The sequence below is a fragment of the Kitasatospora aureofaciens genome, from assembly GCF_001188955.3.
GTDB classification, from domain to species: Bacteria; Actinomycetota; Actinomycetes; order Streptomycetales; family Streptomycetaceae; genus Kitasatospora; species Kitasatospora aureofaciens.
Genome location: NZ_JPRF03000017.1, coordinates 14,091 through 31,869 on the forward strand (window position 1 = coordinate 14,091; position 17,779 = coordinate 31,869).

Below are 17,779 nucleotides of genomic sequence, written 5' to 3' on the forward strand. Positions count from 1 at the left end.
GACGGCTGACTCCGGTCCGGTGCGGTGCGACCGGTAGCGTATCCGCCAGCAGCGGGTGTGCCCGTTGCCGCCCGCGAGGCGGCGCACGGCCCGGCCGGAGAACCGGTCGCGGCGCGCGCGGCGTCACCCAGAGCGTGCGGGGACACCTACGTCACAACCTCACCGGCGGGTGAGGGAGAGGGTCGGAACTATGGAAGAGCCTCGTCGCCTCGGCGGCAGGTACGAGCTCGGCGGCGTCCTCGGACGCGGCGGCATGGCCGAGGTGTACCTCGGCCATGACACCCGGCTCGGCCGTTCCGTCGCAGTGAAGACGCTCCGGGCCGACATGGCCCGGGATCCGTCGTTCCAGGCCCGCTTCCGCCGCGAGGCACAGTCCGCGGCCTCCCTGAACCACCCGGCGATCGTCGCCGTGTACGACACCGGCGAGGACTACATCGACGGGATCTCCATCCCGTACATCGTGATGGAGTACGTCGAGGGCTCCACGCTGCGCGAGCTGCTGCACTCCGGCCGCCGGCTGCTGCCCGAGCGGGCCCTGGAGATGACCATCGGCATCCTCCAGGCCCTGGAGTACTCGCACCGGGCCGGCATCGTGCACCGCGACATCAAGCCCGCCAACGTGATGCTGACCCGGCAGGGCAACGTCAAGGTGATGGACTTCGGCATCGCCCGTGCGATGGGTGACGCCGGGATGACCATGACCCAGACCTCGGCCGTGATCGGCACCGCCCAGTACCTCTCCCCCGAGCAGGCCAAGGGCGAGCAGGTCGACGCCCGCTCCGACCTCTACTCCACCGGCTGCCTGCTCTACGAGCTGCTGACCGTCCGCCCGCCCTTCGTCGGCGACTCCCCGGTCGCGGTGGCCTACCAGCACGTCCGGGAGGAGCCGCAGCCGCCGTCGGTCTTCGACCCCGAGGTGCGCCCCGAGATCGACGCGATCGTGCTGAAGGCGCTCGCCAAGGAGCGCGACTACCGCTACCAGAGCGCCGACGAGATGCGCGACGACATCGAGCGCTTCCTCGACGGCCTCCCCGTCGCCGCCGCGCAGCAGGCCGCCGCCTACGGCATGGGCGCGGCCGGGTACGGCTACGACCAGAACGGCTACCCGCAGCAGCACGATCCGTACGGCCAGACCAACATGCTGCCGCAGCAGCCCGGCGGCGGCCCGACCACCCTCCTGCCGCAGGCCGGCGCCCAGGGGCACGACGGCTACCAGGACGACGGCTACGGCCAGACCTACGCCGGCGCCCCGGGCGGCGGCCGCGACGGCTACGACGACGGCTACGGCCAGGGCGGCGGTCGGCGCGGCGAGGACCGCCCGAAGAAGAGCAACACCTCCTGGATCGTGCTGGCGGTGGCCGCCGTGCTGGTCCTGGTCGGCACCTTCTTCGTGGCCCAGGCGATGTTCAGCGACAAGGGCGGAACCAACACCGCGAAGGTGACGGCACCCAACCTGGTCGGCAAGGGCCTGGCGGACGCCAGGACCGCGGCGACCGCGGCCGGCTCCAAGCTCACCGTCGCCGAGGGCGACAAGATCGCCTGCCCGGACACCAACGTCAAGAAGGACCAGGTCTGCACCCAGACCCCGACGGCCGGCACCCAGGTCGCCGAGGACGCCCGCATCACCGTGCAGCTGTCCTCCGGTCCGGCCAAGCAGCAGATGCCGCCCCTGACCGGCAAGACCAAGGACCAGGCGATGCAGGCGCTGGCCTCGGCCGGTTTCACCAACGTCGCCACCCCCGACTACAAGGACGACGACACCGCCCCGCAGGACACCGTCGTCGCCCAGGACCCGGCGGCAGGCGCGACCGTCGACCCGAGCGCCCCGGTCAAGCTGACGGTCTCGCAGGGCAAGACCAAGGTGAACGTCCCGAGCGTGGTGGGTTCGCAGAAGGAGGACGCGCAGAGCCAGCTGCAGGGCCTCGGCCTCCAGGTCGACACGTCGAAGAGCACGCCGACCAACGACCCGACCAAGGTCAACACCGTCGCCTCGCAGTCGGTCGCCCCGAACAGCAAGGTCCCGGCCAACACGAAGATCTCCCTGACGATCTACAAGGCGCCGGACAAGTCCACCGTCCCGCCGCTGCAGAACTCCAAGCTGTCGGACGCCATCGCCGCGCTGTCCAAGGCCGGCCTGGGCTACACCGTGGTCAGCGGCCCGCAGGACCTGAACGCGGTCGTCATCCAGAGCAACCCGGGCGCCGGCACCCAGCTGGACCCGAACACCCAGGTGCAGCTCTTCACCCGACCCGCCGATCCGGCCAAAGGGGGCGACCCCCTCACCACACCCCCCGGCAAAGGGGGGAACGACCACTAAGCCCTTCTTCCCCTGGTTCTGAGGGCAGGTCATTCCGAGCACCGGGAACCCGAGGGCCCGTCGCGTCGATCGCGACGGGCCCTCGGGCGTTTCCCGGGTCAGGGGCTGAGGGGGCCTCAGGAGTGCCGCAGCTCCGGCGGCGGGGTGCGCCGGGCGTCCATGGCGTCCACCCGCACCAGGCTCCCCCAGACGGCCATCCGGTACCGCGAGGTGTACACCGGCGTGCAGGTGGTCAGGGTGATGTAACGGCCGGGGGCGGTGTACCCGGAGCTCGCCGGGACGGGCGCGACGATGCCGGTGTCGTACTTGGACGTCTCCGGCAGGGTGTTGTCGACCTTGTAGACGTACCACTCGTCCTTGGTCTCGACCACGATCGCGTCTCCCCTGTGGACGGCGTCCAGGTCGTGGAACCTGGCGCCGTGGCCGTCCCGGTGGGCGGCCAGCGCGAAGTTGCCGGTCCGGTCCCACGGCATCGCGGCCCTGTAGGGCTGCTCGTACACACCCGCCACGCCCTCGTCCAGGACGGCGGTGGAGGTGCCCATCCGGATCAGCACCTGGTAGTCCCGGCCCATCGCCGGGACGTGCAGGAAGCCCACGTCGTCCCCGATCGCGGGCGGCGGCACGGCGGCCGCCCCGCCCGGCCCGGGGGCGGCGCCGGACCCGCCGGGGCCCGGGGTCGGGCCGGCCGCCCAGGAACTTCGCAGCCTGTCCGAGGCGGCGGCCGCGGAGCGGTCCGCCTGCACGTTGGTCCACCACAGCGAGTAGGCCACGAACAGGCCGAGCACCAGGCCCAGGGTGATCAGCAGTTCACCGAAGACGCCCAGTGCGGCCAGTGCCCGGCCCCGCCCGCCGCGGGCCTTCCCGGCGGCCCCTCCGGGCGGGGGAAAGTCCTCCTCGGCCGGCTCGGCCGACCGCGCGGTCCCGTCGTCCTGCATCTGTGCTGCTCCCCCTCCGAAACCTGGCCCCCGGGCGGCTATCCGCCCGTGATCGCGGCCGGCTTGCCCTGGCTCCGCGGCCGTTCCTCGACCAGTTTGCCAAACAGGATGAGACGGAACTTCGAGGTGAACTCCGGGGTGCAGGTGGTCAGTGTGATGTACCGGCCCGGGCCGGTGTACCCGGAGCCGTTCGGCACCGGCTTGATCACGCTCACGTTGTTGGGGGAGGTCTGCGGGATGCCGCCGGTGAGCTCGTAGGTGTAGTAGCCGAAGGCGGTCTCCACCACGACCTTGTCGCCCTTGCCGAGCTCGTTGATGTACCGGAACGGCTCGCCGTGGGTGTTGCGGTGGGCGGCCAGCGCGAAGTTGCCCGACTGGTCGCCCGGCATCGCGGTGCCGGTGTAGTGACCGACCAGCCCCTTGTCGAGCACCGCCGACTTGGAGGTGCCCTCGGCGATCGGGAACTTCAGCCCCAGCTTGGGCAGGTAGATGATGGCGAAGCCCTTGCCGGGCTCGAACACCTCGGGCTTGTTCGGGTCCGGGGCCGGCTGCCCCGCCCCGGGCGGCTGGGCGTCCCACTGCTGCTCCAGCTGGTTGCGGGCCCCGCTGGCGGCCTCGTCGGCCTGCACGTTGGTCCACCAGAGCTGGTAGGCGACGAACAGCAGCATCACCACACCGAGGGTGATGCACAGCTCGCCGACGAAACGGGCGGCCACCACGGCCGCCGACTCCTTGGGGCGCGGTCCACCGGCGCCCCGGCCCTTCGCCCGGCGCCGTCCACCTCCCGCGCGGACAGAGGTCCGGCCCTGGGCGGCCCGGCGGCGCTCGGCCCGGCCGCCGGTCGGCGGGGCGGGCTCGGTGACCGGCTCGGCGCCGTCGGCGGGCAGTCTCAGCTGGAGGGTCTGGTCGGGCAGCCACGGGTACTCGGGCCCGCCCTCGACGGGCTGCTCGGCCTGCTCGTACACGCCCCAGCCGTCCTCGGACGCGCTCTGGACCGGGTGCTCCTGCGGGTGGGGGCTCCCGACGCCGTACGACGGCGCGTCGTACGGCTGCGCGCCCCCGTACTGCTGCGCGCCCCCGTACGGGTCGGCCCCCGACTGGTAACGCCCCTCCGGACGCACCGCGGTCACGCCGCTCAGCCCCGGCCGATCACCGGGGCGAGCCCGGCCGACCGGTCCACGGCCTGCGGGAAGCCGCACTCCGCCAGCCAGTTGGCGAGCATCCGGTGCCCGCCCTCGGTCAGCACCGACTCGGGGTGGAACTGCACGCCCTCGACCGGCAGTTCACGGTGTCGAAGGCCCATGACCACACCGCTGGCGGTCCGGGCGGTGACCACCAGCTCGTCCGGCACGGTGGCCGGGTCGACGGCCAGCGAGTGGTAGCGGGTCGCCGTCAGCGGCGAGGGCAGGCCCTCGAACACCCCGCCGTCCTCGTGCTCGACCGGCGAGGTCTTGCCGTGCAGCAGCTCCGGCGCCCGGCCGACCACCGCACCGTAGGCGACCGCGATCGACTGCAGGCCCAGGCAGACGCCGAACACCGGCAGCCCGATCCCCGCGCAGTGGTGCACCATCGCGATGCAGACCCCGGCCTCCTCGGGCGCCCCGGGCCCGGGGGAGAGCAGCACCCCGTCGAAGCCCTCCTCCCCCGCGCGGCGGACGGCGTGCTCGACGGTCACCTCGTCGTTGCGCACCACCTCGCAGGTGGCACCGAGCTGGTACAGGTACTGGACCAGGTTGAAGACGAAGCTGTCGTAGTTGTCCACGACCAGGATGCGGGGCGGGGTCGACTGGGTGGTCATGCGCGCGTGGTCTCCGTGGGATGCGGTGCTGGGGGGAAGTTCCGGGCCCGCCGGGTCAGCCGGCCGAGGCGCCGTCGCCACCGTCCACTGTGACGTCACCGAAGGGGAGCAGCGGTTCCGCCCACGGGAAGACGTAGGTGAAGAGGAGGTAGACGATCCCCAGGATCAGGAGCAGCGAGATGACGGCCCGGACCAGGGTGTTCCCCGGCAGATGACGCCAGATCCAGCCGTACATGGTGCTCCCTCTAGGTAGCGGACTGGGGTCAAGAGTAGACCCGGGATCAACGGCCGCGGGGCCGGTCCGCCACCGGCGCGGCCGCGGTCAGTCCGCCGACCGCAGTTCGGTGGTGCCGGAGTAGCCGGGCAGCGTCAGGTCGCCGCTCTCCTGGACCTTCCAGCCCAGGCCGTACGCCTGGACGTACTGCAGGTAGTTGCGGATCGTCGGGTCCGCCTCGACGGCCGAGCGCAGGGCGTCCGTCTTCCCCACCGCCTTGATCACGTAGGGCGGGGAGTAGACCCGGCCCTGGAGCAGCAGGGTGTTGCCCACGCAGCGGACGGCGCTGGTGGAGACCAGCCGCTGGTCCATCACCTGCACGCCCGCGGCACCGCCCCGCCACAGCGCGTTGACCACCGCCTGGATGTCCTGCTGGTGGATGACCAGGTCGTTGACGCCCGGCTCGGGGACCCCGGGGATGCGCGCGGTGGCGTTCGGCGGGGCGTCGTTGAGGGTGACGGTCAGTCCGCCGCCCTGCACCGGCTCCAGGGCTGCGCCGCGCCGCAGGCCGTCCAGCTGCGCCGCGTCGGCGGGGTCGTGGCCCTGCTGCTCGGTGAGTTCCTGCGCCCGGGCCTGGAGGTCGGCCAGCTGGGCCTGCGCCTGCTGGTTCTGGGAGCTGCGCTGGCGGATCACGTCGCCGAGGCTCAGCAGCGAGTTGTCGGTCCGCAGGTCGGTGCCGCGGGCGGTCTGCGCGCTGATGTAGAAGAGCAGACCGGCGAGCGCGAACACGGCGCAGGTCAGGGCACGGCCGACAATTCGGATGCCGGACCGACGGGTGACGGCCTTCCCGGGGGGAATCGACAAATTAGTCACCGTACCCTTATCTCCTTGAGACCCGCCGAGCCACTACGCTAACGGACGCCGGTGGCAGGCCGGGGAGCGGTCCCAGAGCGCTCTCCGCGACCGACCGTCGGCGTCTCACCCGCTGCACCTCTGCGCGGTCTCACAGCGCATCGACAGGAGAGCTCCTCGTGCCGAAGTCTCGACTCCGCAAGAAGTCCGACTACACCCCGCCGACCACGGCCGCGGTGAAGATCAGTTCGGGCCGCGGTTGGGTCGCGCCGCTGATGCTGGCACTGTTCCTGATCGGCCTGGTGTGGATCGTCACCTACTACGTGACCAGCGGCAGCTTCCCGGTCGAGAGCTGGCGGAACTGGAACATCCTGGTCGGCTTCGGCTTCATCGCGGCCGGGTTCGGCGTCTCCACCCAGTGGAAGTGACGCCCCGCGCGTCCTGAGGCCCGGGTTCGGGCCCTTCCCGCCGCTTCGGATCCGACCGGACCCGGAGCGGCGGTTCGGCGTGCCCGGAACCGGTGGGAGCCGGAGGGAACCGGTCGGGAAGGCTTCCGGCCGACCGCCGTCGGACAGTCCCACGATCAGACGGTCACGCTTATCCACATGGTTATCCACACTGGGGAAAAGTCCCCACAGCCTGTGGATAACTTTTCCCGGCCGGTCCGTCCACAGCTGTGCACAACTCCCCCCAAGCGCGGAATTCGCACAGCAGGACACGCGTAGAACAGCAGTCCACAACCGGCTGGGCACACGAGCTGTGCACAACCCCGCACCCGCTGTGGACAAACGCCTTGGGGCGTCACGCCCCGTAGAGGGCCATCCCGCTCAGCAGCATCGCCGCCTCCACCGCCACGGCTCCGACCACCGTCAGCGCCTGGACCGCGCCGCGCCGCTCGCGCGGGGCGTACATCAGACCGAGGGCGACCAGTCCGCCGACCACCAGGCCGCCGATGTGCGCCCGCCAGTCGATGTTCTGGCGGGAGAAGGTGACCACCAGGTTGAAGACCAGGAAGGCCACCGCGGGGGCCAGTGGCCCCCGGTTCCGCAGCTGCATCACGATCGTGGCGCCGATCAGTCCGAAGACCGCACCGGAGGCCCCCACCGAGTTCATCCAGTCGCCGGCCACCAGGAAGGCGAAGGTGCTGCCGCCCAGTCCGGCGAGCAGGTAGAGGGCCAGGTAGCGCAGCCGGCCGAGCGCCTCCTCCAGCGGCGGGCCGAGCCAGAGCAGCACCAGCATGTTCAGCCCGACGTGCCACCACTGGAGGTGCAGGAAGGTGGCGGTCAGCAGCCGGTACCACTGGGCCGGGCCGTCGGCGACGCCGTACGGGCCGCCGGGGTGCGCCCGGCCGGCACTGGCCAGCGACCAGACCTCGCCCAGCCGGGGGTTGAGGACGTAGGCGGCCAGCACCCAGACCACGATGTTGATCCCGACCAGGGCCCGGGTCACCACGCCGCCGTCCACGGTCAGCGCCCCGCCGAACCGGGTGGTCGCCCGCCGCGTCCCGGCGTGGCCCCCGCCCACGCACTCCGGGCACTGGAAGCCCACCGCGGCGCCCACCATGCACCGCGGGCAGATCGGCCGCTCGCAGCGGGTGCAGGAGATTCCGGTGGCCGTCTGCGGGTGCCGGTAGCAGCCGGGCGGCCCGCCCTCGGGAGAACGGTCCGTGGACTGTCGCGGCTCGTCCGGGAGCATCAGCGGTTTCCCCTTCCGTACCCCACCACCGGCGCCGCCAGCCTACTGCGGCACCCCGCCCCGACACCCCGGGAACGAGCCGTGCCCGCCCCTCCCGGGCCCGGCCTCCGCGGGGACCCGCAGACGGCCCACTCCGAAGTGCCGGAGGACGAATCAGGATGCATGATCAGCATTCAGGTGGATATGTGCATAAAGGACGCCACCCAGGAGGAGAGACTCGTGAGCTTTTCGGACTCGGCCCGTGAGACCGCCACCCGGACCCGGGACACCGCCGCACAGTTCGCGGACGGCGCCAAGCAACGCCTCGGGCCCGCCATGGACGCCCTCGGGCCCAAGGCCACCCAGGCTGCCCACCACCTCCGCGTCCACTACGACCGGCACCTCGCCCCACAGTTCGGCCATGCCTTCGCCAGCCTGCCCCCCGAGGCCCAGCAGAACGTCCTGAAGGCCCTCCACCGCGCCCAGGAAGCCGCGCTGGCGGCCCGCCTGTCCGCGAGCCGCGCCGCCGACCAGGCCCGCACCACGGTCGGCCCCAGGGTCTCCCAGGCCGTCGAGGCGGTCTCCCCGGTCGCCCATGAGGCCCAGACCCGCGGCGCCGCCGCGCTCACCGCGCTCCATGGCAACGTCAGCTCGGCCGAGATCAGCCGACTCGCCGCCCGGAACGCCAAGCGCCGGCAGCGCTGCGGCAAGCGGACCACCGGCCTCGCGCTGGCCGGGGTGCTGGCGATCGGCGGCGGCATCGTCGCCTGGCAGTGGTGGCGCCGGCACAGCAACCCGGAGTGGCTGGTCGAACCGCCCGTCGCCACCGCCCCGGTGAACGGCCTCCTCCCGGAGGAGCCCACCGAGGACGACCGGCCGCAGTCCTAGCCGCAGACCCAGCCGCCGCGGTCCCAGCCGCGGAAATGCCGGAGGGCGGCCGACCTGTCTTCCAGGTCGGCCGCCCTCCGGGCGTTGTGGAGCATAGGAGACTCGAACTCCTGACATCTGCCTTGCAAAGGCAGCGCTCTACCAACTGAGCTAATGCCCCTCGACGGCACGGCTCGTGCCAACGGGCACTAGCGTACCGGGTTCCGGCGCGATTCCGGGAGCCGTCCCCCTGGGGGAACCGGCCGGTCCGTTCGGGTGAACGGGCCGACCGGTCCGGGAGGCGCGGATCAGCGCCCCCGAAGTTCGTCGATCGTCAGATCGCCCGGGACTCAGCGACCGGCCGGAACCGGGTCGGTGGCCTCGGTCCACAGGTCCTGCTCGGCGCGGTCCGCCTGGACCTGACGGTAGACAAAGAAGCCGCCGAGGGCGACCAGGGCGACCAGGAGGAGCTTCTTCACCGCGGGACCTCGTCCTTCTTGCGTTGGTGGACTCAGGAGCCGGGGCTCCGGCCGGAAGGACCGGGCCGACGAGTCCAGATGTGTTTCGAGCGCGAACGGGCGGCCGGGTGCCAGACTGCCCTTGCGGCCGATGATACACACCGGTGTCCCAATCGTGACCAGCCACCGGCGCGGTCAACGCGGCGGTCCGGTCCGAGGATTGACGGCGCACCTCGTTCCGTCCGGATCGTCCGCACGCGGCGGACCCGGAATTCGCCCGGGAACGCCGAAGGGCCCGGAGTGGATCACTCCGGGCCCTTCGGGGCGGTGGGCCTAACAGGACTTGAACCTGTGGCCTCTTCCTTATCAGGGAAGCGCTCTAACCGTCTGAGCTATAGGCCCTCGCTGTACAGCAGAGCGTACCGGAAGCCGCCCGATCTGCGAAAACGACGCCGAAGGGCCCGGAGTGGATCACTCCGGGCCCTTCGCGGTGGTGGGCCTAACAGGACTTGAACCTGTGGCCTCTTCCTTATCAGGGAAGCGCTCTAACCGTCTGAGCTATAGGCCCTTGCCGCACTGAAAGATTAGCGGACCGACCGCCGATCCCCCAAATCCGTTCCGGCCGGGGTCGCGGCAGTGGCCCCGGGGGCCGGGCGCACCAGCCACTCCTCGCGGGTCGGCGGCAGGCCCGCCCCGCCCGCCTCGGTGCTGCGCACGGCGAGGACCTGGTTGATGCCGATCCGGTTCTGCTCGAAGGCGAGCGCGGAGGCGGCCATGTACAGCCGCCAGACCCGGGCACGGCCGATGCCGACCAGCCGGACCGCCTCCGTCCAGTTCGCCTCCAGGTTGGCCACCCACTCGCGCAGGGTCAGCCCGTAGTGCTCGCGCAGCGCCTCGACGTCCCGGACCTCGAAGCCCGCCTCCTCCAGCCGGGCCACGGTGGAACCGACCGGGGAGAGCTCGCCGTCCGGGAAGACGTAGCGGTCGATGAAGGGGCTGGTGCGGTGCGGTTCACCCGGGTAGTCGGGGCGGCGGGCGATCTGGTGGTTGAGCAGCCTGCCGCCGGGCGCCAGCAGCCGGTACAGCCCGTCGGCGTAGATCCGGTACTGCTCCGAACCGACGTGCTCGGCCATGCCGACGCTGGAGATCGCGTCGAAGGGCCCGTCGACGATCTCCCGGTAGTCCTGGAGCCGGACGTCGACCCGGTCGGCCAGGCCGGCCTCCTCGACCCGTGCCCGGGCCAGCGCGACCTGCTCCTTGGAGATCGAGACCCCGACCGCGGTGACGCCGTAGTGCTCGGCCGCGTGCAGCAGCAGCGAGCCCCAGCCGCAGCCGACGTCCAGCAGCCGCATCCCGGGCCGCAGGCCGAGCTTCCGGCAGATCAGGTCGAGCTTGGCCTCCTGGGCGGCCTCCAGGCTCTTCGCCTCGGGCGTCCAGTAGGCGCACGAGTAGACCATGGACGGGCCCAGCACGAGGCCGTAGAAGTCGTTCCCGACGTCGTAGTGGTGGCTGATGGCCGCGCGGTCCCGGCTGCGGCTGTGCAGCCGCCCGCGGGCCTTGCGGACCTCCTCCGGGGGCGGGGTGGGCTCCGGGCCGAGCGCCCCGGCCCGCAGGGCGACGGCGAGCACCCGGCGGCCCTTGGCGCCGAGGACGTCGCGCGGCCCGAGGGCCATGGTGCGGATCTCCGGCAGCTCGGCGAAGCGGGCGACCGCGGAGAGCGTCTCGTACAGGTCGGTGCCGGGGGCGAGCTCCAGGTCCCCCGCGACGTAGGCCCGGGCCAGGCCCAGCTCGTCCGGCTGCCAGAGCAGCCGGCGCAGCCCCCGGCGGTTGCGCAGGACCACCGTGGGCGCCCCGGGCGGCCCGGCGACGCTGCCGTCCCACGCCTGCACCCGCAACGGGACCGGGATGCCCAACAGCCCGTCCAGGGCCTCCACCAGTTGACCTGCGAGCTTCGCCACCGCGCGCCTCCGTCCAGCCGTCCTGCGGAACCTCACCTGACCCGGTCGACCGACCGGGGCGGCCTGCGGCACTCCCAGGCGTGGGAACGGGCGGCGTCCAGCTAATCCCACGGCGGGTGGCCCGTTTCCGGGCGGCACGCCGCGGGGGCCGGCTGTCACCCGAAATGCCGACGGGCCCCGCAGGCTGCAACAGCCTGCGGGGCCCGTACATTCCGCCCGTGGGCGGCGAACTGACCCGGGGTCAGGATCCGGCCGGGATCAGTCCTCCTCGGCCAGGGTCAGCTCGACGCCGCCGGTGAAGCCGGCCGCCGCGTTGTAGATGAACGCCGAGAGCGTGGACAGCGCGGTCAGCAGGACGACGTCGACCACGGCGATCAGCGTGGTGAACATCATGACCTTGCCGAAGCCGATGTAGTCCATCAGGTTGAGCTGGCTGCTGGCATTGTCCGCACCGCCGCCGGTGACGTCCTTGAGCGTCTTGGTCAGCGAGTCGAAGACGCCGAGCGAGTCCAGGGTCATCCACAGCACGGCCGAGGCCACGATGACGATGATGCCGACGGCCAGCGACAGCAGGAAGCTGACCTTCATCACCGACCACGGGTCGACCTTGGTGACCCGCAGCCGGGCCTTGCGGGTGCGGCCGAGGCCGCCCCCGACGGTCGCGGGCCCGCCGGAGGGGCGGCGCGCCGCCCCGGGGACGGGGGTGCCGCCGGGCGGGGTGTTGCCGCCGGTCCGGGTGCCCCGGGCCGGGGTCGGCTGCCCCTTGGCGTAGGTGGTCGGCTGCGAGAAGCCGCTCTGGCCGCCGCCCTGGCTGCCGGACGGGGTCTGGCCCCCGTAGGTGGCGCCGCCGCCCTGGCCGGCTCCGCCGACCGGCGGCATCAGCGAGGTGGACGCGGCCGAGTGCTCGGTCGGGGTCTGTTCCGGCACGCCGCCGTACGTACCCCCGCCCTGCGCGCCCGGACGGCCGCCGGAGGGTCCTCCCGCAGCACCCGTGGCTCCACTCACCTGGTCCTCCCGCACTTCCCACCAGGGCGGCGCCGCCCTGGTCCGTCACTCGTCATCCAGCGCCCGGCGGGATTGCCCGGTACTGGTCGGCGTCCGGTGCCGCCGCGCCCACTCCTGTGGACGCGGCGGCACCGGTCCGCGGTTCGGTTCAGTCCTCGGCGTCGCCGCCGACCGCCGTCCCCGCACCTTCGGCCGTCTCGGTGGACTCGGTGACCTCGTCCTCCGCCGTCTCGTCGTCCTCGGCCTCCGCGTTGCGGGCCATGCCCACGACCGCGTCGCGCTTTCCGAGGTTGATCAGTTGGACGCCCATGGTGTCACGTCCGGTTTCACGAACCTCGGAAACCCTCGTGCGGATCACCCCGCCCGAGAGGGTGATCGCCATGATCTCGTCGGTGTCGTCGACCACGAGCGCGCCGACCAGCGAGCCCCGGCCCTCGACGATCTTCGCCGCCTTGGTGCCGTAGCCGCCGCGTCCCTGGACACGGTACTCGTCGACGGCGGTCCGCTTGGCGTACCCGCCGTCCGTGGCCGTGAAGACGTAGGTGCCCGGACGGACGACGTTCATCGAGAGCAGCTCGTCGTCCTCGCGGAAGGCCATCCCCTTGACGCCGGAGGTGGCGCGGCCGGTGGACCGCAGCGCGTCGTCGGTCGCGGTGAAGCGGATCGACTGGGCCTTCTTGGAGACCAGCAGCAGGTCGTCCTCGGCGGAGACCAGCTCGGCGCCGATCAGCTCGTCGTCCCGGCCCTCCTCGTCCTGGCGCAGGTTGATCGCGATCAGGCCGCCGGAGCGCGGGGAGTCGTAGTCCTTCAGCGGGGACTTCTTCACCAGGCCGGCCCGGGTGGCGAGGACCAGGTACGGCTTGTCCTCGTAGGTGCGCACGGCCATCACCTGGGCGATGTGCTCCTCCGGCTGGAAGGCCAGCAGGTTGGCCACGTGCTGGCCGCGGGCGTCGCGGCCGGCGTCCGGCAGCTCGTAGCCCTTGGCGCGGTAGACCCGGCCCTTGTTGGTGAAGAACAGGATCCAGTTGTGGGTCGTCGTCACGAAGAAGTGGTCGACGATGTCGTCCTGCTTGAGCTGGGCACCGCGCACGCCCTTGCCGCCGCGCTTCTGCGAGCGGTAGAGGTCGGAGCGGGTCCGCTTGACGTAGCCGCCACGGGTGATCGTGACGACGATGTCCTCTTCGGCGATGAGGTCCTCGATGGAGAGGTCGCCGTCCGAGGGGATGAGGGTCGAGCGCCGGTCGTCGCCGTACTTCTCGACGATCGCGGCGAGCTCCTCGGAGATGATCCCGCGCTGGCGGACCGGCGAGGCGAGGATCGCGTTGTACTCGTCGATCTTGCGCTGCAGCTCGTCGTGCTCGTCGGTGATCCGCTGGCGCTCCAGGGCGGCCAGGCGGCGCAGCTGCATCTCCAGGATCGCGTTGGCCTGGAGCTCGTCGATCTCCAGCAGGCCCATCAGGCCGGTGCGGGCGGCGTCGGCGCTGGCCGAGGCCCGGATCAGCGCGATGACCTCGTCGATCACGTCCAGGGCCTTGAGCAGCGCGCGCAGGATGTGGGCGCGCTCCTCGGCCTTGCGCAGCCGGAAGGTGGTGCGCCGGACGATGACCTCGACCTGGTGGTTGACCCAGTGCCGGATGAAGGCGTCGAGCGACAGGGTGCGCGGCACGCCGTCGACCAGGGCCAGCATGTTGGCGCCGAAGTTGGTCTGCAGCTCGGTGTGCTTGTACAGGTTGTTCAGCACGACCTTGGCGACCGCGTCGCGCTTGAGCACGACCACCAGGCGGGTGCCGGTGCGGGACGAGGACTCGTCGCGGACGTCGGCGATGCCGGCGATCTTGCCGTCCTTGACCAGGTCGGCGATCTTCAGCGCGAGGTTGTCCGGGTTGACCTGGTACGGCAGCTCGGTGATCACCAGGCACTGGCGGCCCTGGATCTCCTCGACCTCGACCACGGCCCGCATGGTGACCGAGCCGCGGCCGGTGCGGTAGTAGTCGTCGATCCCGCGGCGGCCGACGATCAGCGCGCCGGTGGGGAAGTCGGGGCCCTTGATCCGCTCGATCAGGGCCTCCAGCAGCTCCTCGGCGGAGGCCTCCGGGTTCTCCAGGTACCAGAGCGCGCCGGAGGCGACCTCGCGTAGGTTGTGCGGCGGGATGTTGGTGGCCATGCCGACCGCGATGCCGGTGGCACCGTTGACCAGCAGGTTGGGGAAGCGGGCGGGCAGGACGGTCGGCTCCTGCGAGCGGCCGTCGTAGTTGGGCGCGAAGTCGACGGTCTCCTCGTCGATGTCGCGCATCATCTCCATGGCCAGCGGCATCATCTTGCACTCGGTGTAGCGCATGGCCGCGGCCGGGTCGTTGCCCGGGGAGCCGAAGTTGCCGTTGCCGTCCACCAGCGGCATCCGCATCGACCACGGCTGGGCGAGGCGGACCACGGTGTCGTAGATCGAGGTGTCACCGTGCGGGTGGTAGTTGCCCATCACGTCGCCGACGACGCGGGCGCACTTGTAGTAGCCCTTCTCGGGCCGGTACCCGCCGTCGTACATCGCGTAGAGCACGCGGCGGTGCACCGGCTTGAGGCCGTCGCGGACCTCGGGGAGCGCCCGGCTGACGATCACGCTCATCGCGTAGTCGAGGTACGAGCGCTGCATCTCGGTCTCGAGCTCGACCGGCTCGATCCGCATGGTCGCCTGGGCGGTGGCCTCGGCTGCCTCGGGGGTCTCGGGCTGGTCGCCTTCGGGACGGTTGTCGTCGACCACTGGTGGTCAGTTTCCTTTCACGCGGACTGGTACGTGCGGGGCCTGGGGTGCAGGCGTCACACGTCCAGGAAGCGGACGTCCTTGGCGTTGCGCTGGATGAAGGAGCGGCGGGCCTCGACGTCCTCGCCCATCAGCACGGAGAACAGCTCGTCGGCGCGGGCGGCGTCCTCCAGGGTGACCTGGAGCAGCAGCCGGTGCTCGGCGTCCATGGTGGTGACGCGGAGCTCCTCGGCGTTCATCTCGCCGAGACCCTTGAAGCGCTGGATCGCGTCATCCTTGGGCAGCCGGCGCCCGGCCTCCACGCCTGCGGCGATCAGCGCGTCGCGCTCGCGGTCGGAGTAGGCGTACTCGAAGTCGTCCTTGCCCCACTTGATCTTGTACAGCGGCGGCATGGCGAGGTAGACGTACCCGGACTCGACCAGCGGCCGCATGAAGCGGAACAGCAGGGTCAGCAGCAGGGTGCGGATGTGCTGACCGTCGACGTCGGCGTCGGCCATCAGGACGATCTTGTGGTACCGCAGCTTGGAGTCGTCGTAGTCCTCCTGGATGCCGCAGCCGAAGGCCGAGATCAGCGCCTGGACCTCGGTGTTCTGCAGCACCTTGTCGATCCGGGCCTTCTCGACGTTCAGGATCTTGCCGCGGATCGGCAGGATGGCCTGGGTGCGCGGGTCGCGGCCCTGCTTGGCCGAGCCGCCGGCGGAGTCACCCTCGACGATGAAGATCTCGCACTCGGACGGGTCCTTGGACTGGCAGTCCGAGAGCTTGCCCGGCAGCGAGGCGGACTCCAGCAGGCCCTTGCGACGGGTGAGGTCGCGGGCCTTGCGGGCGGCGACGCGCGCGGTGGCGGCCTGGATGGACTTGCGGATGATGTCCGCGGCCTCGTTGGGGTTGCGGTCCAGCCAGTCGTTGAGCTGCTCGTGGACGACCTTCTGGACGAAGGTCTTCGCCTCGGTGTTGCCGAGCTTGTCCTTGGTCTGGCCCTCGAACTGCGGCTCGCCGAGCTTGACCGAGATGATCGCGGTCAGGCCCTCGCGGATGTCCTCGCCGGAGAGGTTGTCGTCCTTCTCGCGGAGCAGCTTCTTGTCCCGCGCGTAGCGGTTGACCAGGCCGGTCAGCGCGGCGCGGAAGCCCTCCTCGTGGGTACCGCCGCCGTGGGTGTGGATGGTGTTGGCGAAGCTGTAAACCCCCTCGGTGTAGGAGGAGTTCCACTGCATCGCGACCTCCACCGAGATCGCCTTGTCCTTGTCCTCCGCCTCGAAGTCGATCACCGAGGGGTGGATGACCTCGCCCTTGCGGGAGTTGAGGTGGGCGACGAAGTCGGCGATGCCGCCGTCGTACTTGTACGTGACGGAGAGCGGCTTGCCCTCCTCGTCCACGTGCTCGGGGCGCTCGTCGGTCAGCGAGATCGACAGGCCCTTGTTGAGGAAGGCCATCTCCTGGAAGCGCCGGGAGAGCGTCTCGAAGGAGTAGACGGTGGTCTCGAAGATGTCGGGGTCGGCCCAGAAGGTGACCGTGGTGCCGGTGCGGTCGGTCTCCGCGCCCTTGACCAGGGCGGCGGTCGGCGCGCCCATCTTGTAGTCCTGGGTCCAGACGTTGCCGTCCTTGTGGATCTCCACCGAGAGCCGGGTGGACAGCGCGTTCACGACCGAGACGCCGACGCCGTGCAGACCGCCGGAGACGGCGTAGCCGCCACCGCCGAACTTGCCGCCCGCGTGCAGGACGGTGAGCACGACCTCGACGGCGGGCTTGTCCTGGCCGGGGACGATGTCCACCGGGATGCCGCGGCCGTTGTCGACGACGCGGATCGCGCCGTCGGCCATGATCGTGACGTCGATGGTGTCGGCGTACCCGGCCATCGCCTCGTCGACGGAGTTGTCCACGACCTCCTGCACCAGGTGGTGCAGGCCGCGCTCACCGGTGGAACCGATGTACATGCCGGGGCGCTTGCGGACGGCGTCGAGGCCTTCCAGCACCTGGATGTTGCTACCGGTGTAGGAAGACTGGTCGGTGGTCTGGTCTGGGGTCTGGCTGGGGTTGCCGGAATCGGCCACGAAGCGCCCTCTCTGGCACAGCGCGGGCCGCAATCCCACCCCGTGCGGGCGAGCGTGCGACCACGGCGTTTCGACTCGGTTGCCACTAGCAACAGTGTTTGGCTTTCAGTCTACCGGTACGACTGACAGAGATGGGCGTTTGGCAGCCCTTGAAGGCAGATACGCCGCCCTGAATCCCCTCTGCACGTGTCCCGATACTCGCCCCGGGGGCCGGAGGCGCCTGGAAGGGCCGTCAGGGGTTCCGGAAGATCGTGGTCCGATCCCGGCCGGGGTCGAGGGGCGCCGGCGGGGCTCAGCCCCAGGTGTCGCCGGGGCCCTTGCTCCCCGGGGCGCGCAGCCGGCCGTAGCCGCGGACCGGCGCGGCCGGGCCGAGCACCTTGATGGTCCGGACCGTGCCGTGGCCCAGCTCGTGGTTCAGGCGGGCCACCAACTGCCGTGCCAGCCACCGAAGTTGGGTGGCCCATGCGGTGGAGTCGCACTGCACGGTGAGCACCGCGGCCGCCTCGTCGTAGGAGGAGGGGTGGCAGTGTGCGGAGATGTCCGGGCCGACGATCTGCGGCCAGCGGCCCATCACCCCGCCGACCGCGGCGGAGGACTCCCAGCCGCGTTCGGTCAGCAGCCGGTTCAGCGCCGCGCCCAGCGGGACCGGGTCCCGGCCGTCCGAACGGGCACCGCTGCGCAGGCCGTGCCGCTTCGCCTCGCGCTTCTGCTGGACCTGCTCACCGCGCTGGCGGGCCTGGGCGCGGGCGGCCCGCAGGGCGGACCGGGCGAGGTCGGCCCCGGTGGGCCCCTCGGCGCCGGGGCCGGGGGAGGTCTCCGCCGACTCGCTCACGGCGATCTCCTTTCCCCAGCCTGTGGACAACCCGATGAGCCGTCCAGCCTACGGGAGCGCACG

At 71.4% G+C, this 17,779-nt stretch carries 15 protein-coding genes and 3 tRNA genes; 3 read left to right on the forward strand and 15 right to left on the reverse strand.

Translation table 11 applies throughout. From position 1 onward, the window contains the following. The first annotated feature begins 190 nt into the window (after window positions 1-190). Entirely contained in the window at window positions 191-2,317 is a 2,127-nt protein-coding gene (gene pknB, locus HS99_RS09875; protein ID WP_030278232.1) for a Stk1 family PASTA domain-containing Ser/Thr kinase, read from the forward strand. Window positions 2,318-2,433: 116 nt separating this feature from the next. Here pknB and HS99_RS09880 read toward each other — a convergent pair whose 3' ends face one another. The 5 genes from HS99_RS09880 to HS99_RS09900 all read right to left on the reverse strand — a co-directional run bounded on the left by HS99_RS09880 (window position 2,434) and on the right by HS99_RS09900 (window position 6,128). Then, complete coding sequence (locus tag HS99_RS09880; protein WP_030552132.1) at window positions 2,434-3,252, reverse strand: class E sortase; 819 nt, start codon at window positions 3,250-3,252, stop codon at window positions 2,434-2,436. A 38-nt stretch (window positions 3,253-3,290) separates the two neighbouring features. Further along, window positions 3,291-4,382, reverse strand: a complete 1,092-nt coding sequence (locus tag HS99_RS43960) for a class E sortase (RefSeq protein ID WP_030552131.1) — start codon at window positions 4,380-4,382, stop codon at window positions 3,291-3,293. 5 nt (window positions 4,383-4,387) lie between these two features. Then, a complete protein-coding gene (locus tag HS99_RS09890; protein ID WP_030278235.1) occupies window positions 4,388-5,050 on the reverse strand; it encodes an aminodeoxychorismate/anthranilate synthase component II in 663 nt (220 codons plus the stop codon). Window positions 5,051-5,105: 55 nt separating this feature from the next. Further along, on the reverse strand, window positions 5,106-5,285 hold the full coding sequence (locus tag HS99_RS09895; protein ID WP_030278236.1) for a hypothetical protein: 180 nt from the start codon (window positions 5,283-5,285) through the stop codon (window positions 5,106-5,108). A gap of 87 nt (window positions 5,286-5,372) precedes the next feature. Further along, window positions 5,373-6,128: a DUF881 domain-containing protein gene (locus tag HS99_RS09900; protein ID WP_030278237.1), complete on the reverse strand. Its 756-nt coding sequence runs from the start codon at window positions 6,126-6,128 to the stop codon at window positions 5,373-5,375. A gap of 167 nt (window positions 6,129-6,295) precedes the next feature. Between HS99_RS09900 and crgA the strand changes: the two genes are divergently transcribed. Then, window positions 6,296-6,544, forward strand: coding sequence for a cell division protein CrgA (gene crgA / locus HS99_RS09905; RefSeq protein WP_030278238.1), 249 nt, complete (start codon window positions 6,296-6,298; stop codon window positions 6,542-6,544). A gap of 373 nt (window positions 6,545-6,917) precedes the next feature. Here the strand turns inward: crgA and HS99_RS09910 are convergent, their stop codons facing one another. Next, window positions 6,918-7,811, reverse strand: coding sequence for a rhomboid family intramembrane serine protease (locus tag HS99_RS09910; RefSeq protein WP_030278239.1), 894 nt, complete (start codon window positions 7,809-7,811; stop codon window positions 6,918-6,920). Window positions 7,812-8,030: 219 nt separating this feature from the next. On the opposite strand from HS99_RS09910, the gene HS99_RS09915 reads away from it, so the two are divergent. Further along, window positions 8,031-8,678 carry a DUF5324 family protein gene (locus HS99_RS09915; RefSeq protein WP_078656177.1) on the forward strand — a complete coding sequence of 216 codons (648 nt, stop codon included), beginning with the start codon at window positions 8,031-8,033 and terminating at the stop codon, window positions 8,676-8,678. Window positions 8,679-8,765: 87 nt separating this feature from the next. On the opposite strand, the gene HS99_RS09920 is transcribed toward HS99_RS09915, so the two are convergent. The 9 genes from HS99_RS09920 to HS99_RS09955 form a co-directional block, all read right to left on the reverse strand. Next, window positions 8,766-8,838 (reverse strand) — tRNA-Ala (locus tag HS99_RS09920). Between the two features lie 169 nt (window positions 8,839-9,007). Continuing rightward, entirely contained in the window at window positions 9,008-9,136 is a 129-nt protein-coding gene (locus HS99_RS45785; protein ID WP_014137031.1) for a DLW-39 family protein, read from the reverse strand. Between the two features lie 307 nt (window positions 9,137-9,443). Beyond that, a tRNA-Ile gene (locus tag HS99_RS09925) sits at window positions 9,444-9,517 on the reverse strand. A gap of 89 nt (window positions 9,518-9,606) precedes the next feature. Then, window positions 9,607-9,683: transfer RNA gene (locus tag HS99_RS09930), tRNA-Ile, on the reverse strand. 16 nt (window positions 9,684-9,699) lie between these two features. Continuing rightward, window positions 9,700-11,073 (reverse strand): SAM-dependent methyltransferase, encoded by a 1,374-nt coding sequence (locus tag HS99_RS09935; RefSeq protein WP_030597565.1) that lies wholly within the window; start codon window positions 11,071-11,073, stop codon window positions 9,700-9,702. A gap of 258 nt (window positions 11,074-11,331) precedes the next feature. After that, window positions 11,332-12,000 (reverse strand): DUF3566 domain-containing protein, encoded by a 669-nt coding sequence (locus HS99_RS09940; RefSeq protein ID WP_050366672.1) that lies wholly within the window; start codon window positions 11,998-12,000, stop codon window positions 11,332-11,334. Window positions 12,001-12,226: 226 nt separating this feature from the next. Further along, the gene (gene gyrA / locus HS99_RS09945) at window positions 12,227-14,758 is read right to left on the reverse strand and encodes a DNA gyrase subunit A (protein WP_046385535.1); all 2,532 of its coding nucleotides are present in this window, start codon (window positions 14,756-14,758) and stop codon (window positions 12,227-12,229) included. 131 nt (window positions 14,759-14,889) lie between these two features. After that, entirely contained in the window at window positions 14,890-16,884 is a 1,995-nt protein-coding gene (gene gyrB, locus HS99_RS09950; protein WP_206267850.1) for a DNA topoisomerase (ATP-hydrolyzing) subunit B, read from the reverse strand. 292 nt (window positions 16,885-17,176) lie between these two features. Then, complete coding sequence (locus HS99_RS09955) at window positions 17,177-17,716, reverse strand: DciA family protein (protein ID WP_030278245.1); 540 nt, start codon at window positions 17,714-17,716, stop codon at window positions 17,177-17,179. Window positions 17,717-17,779 lie beyond the last annotated feature (63 nt).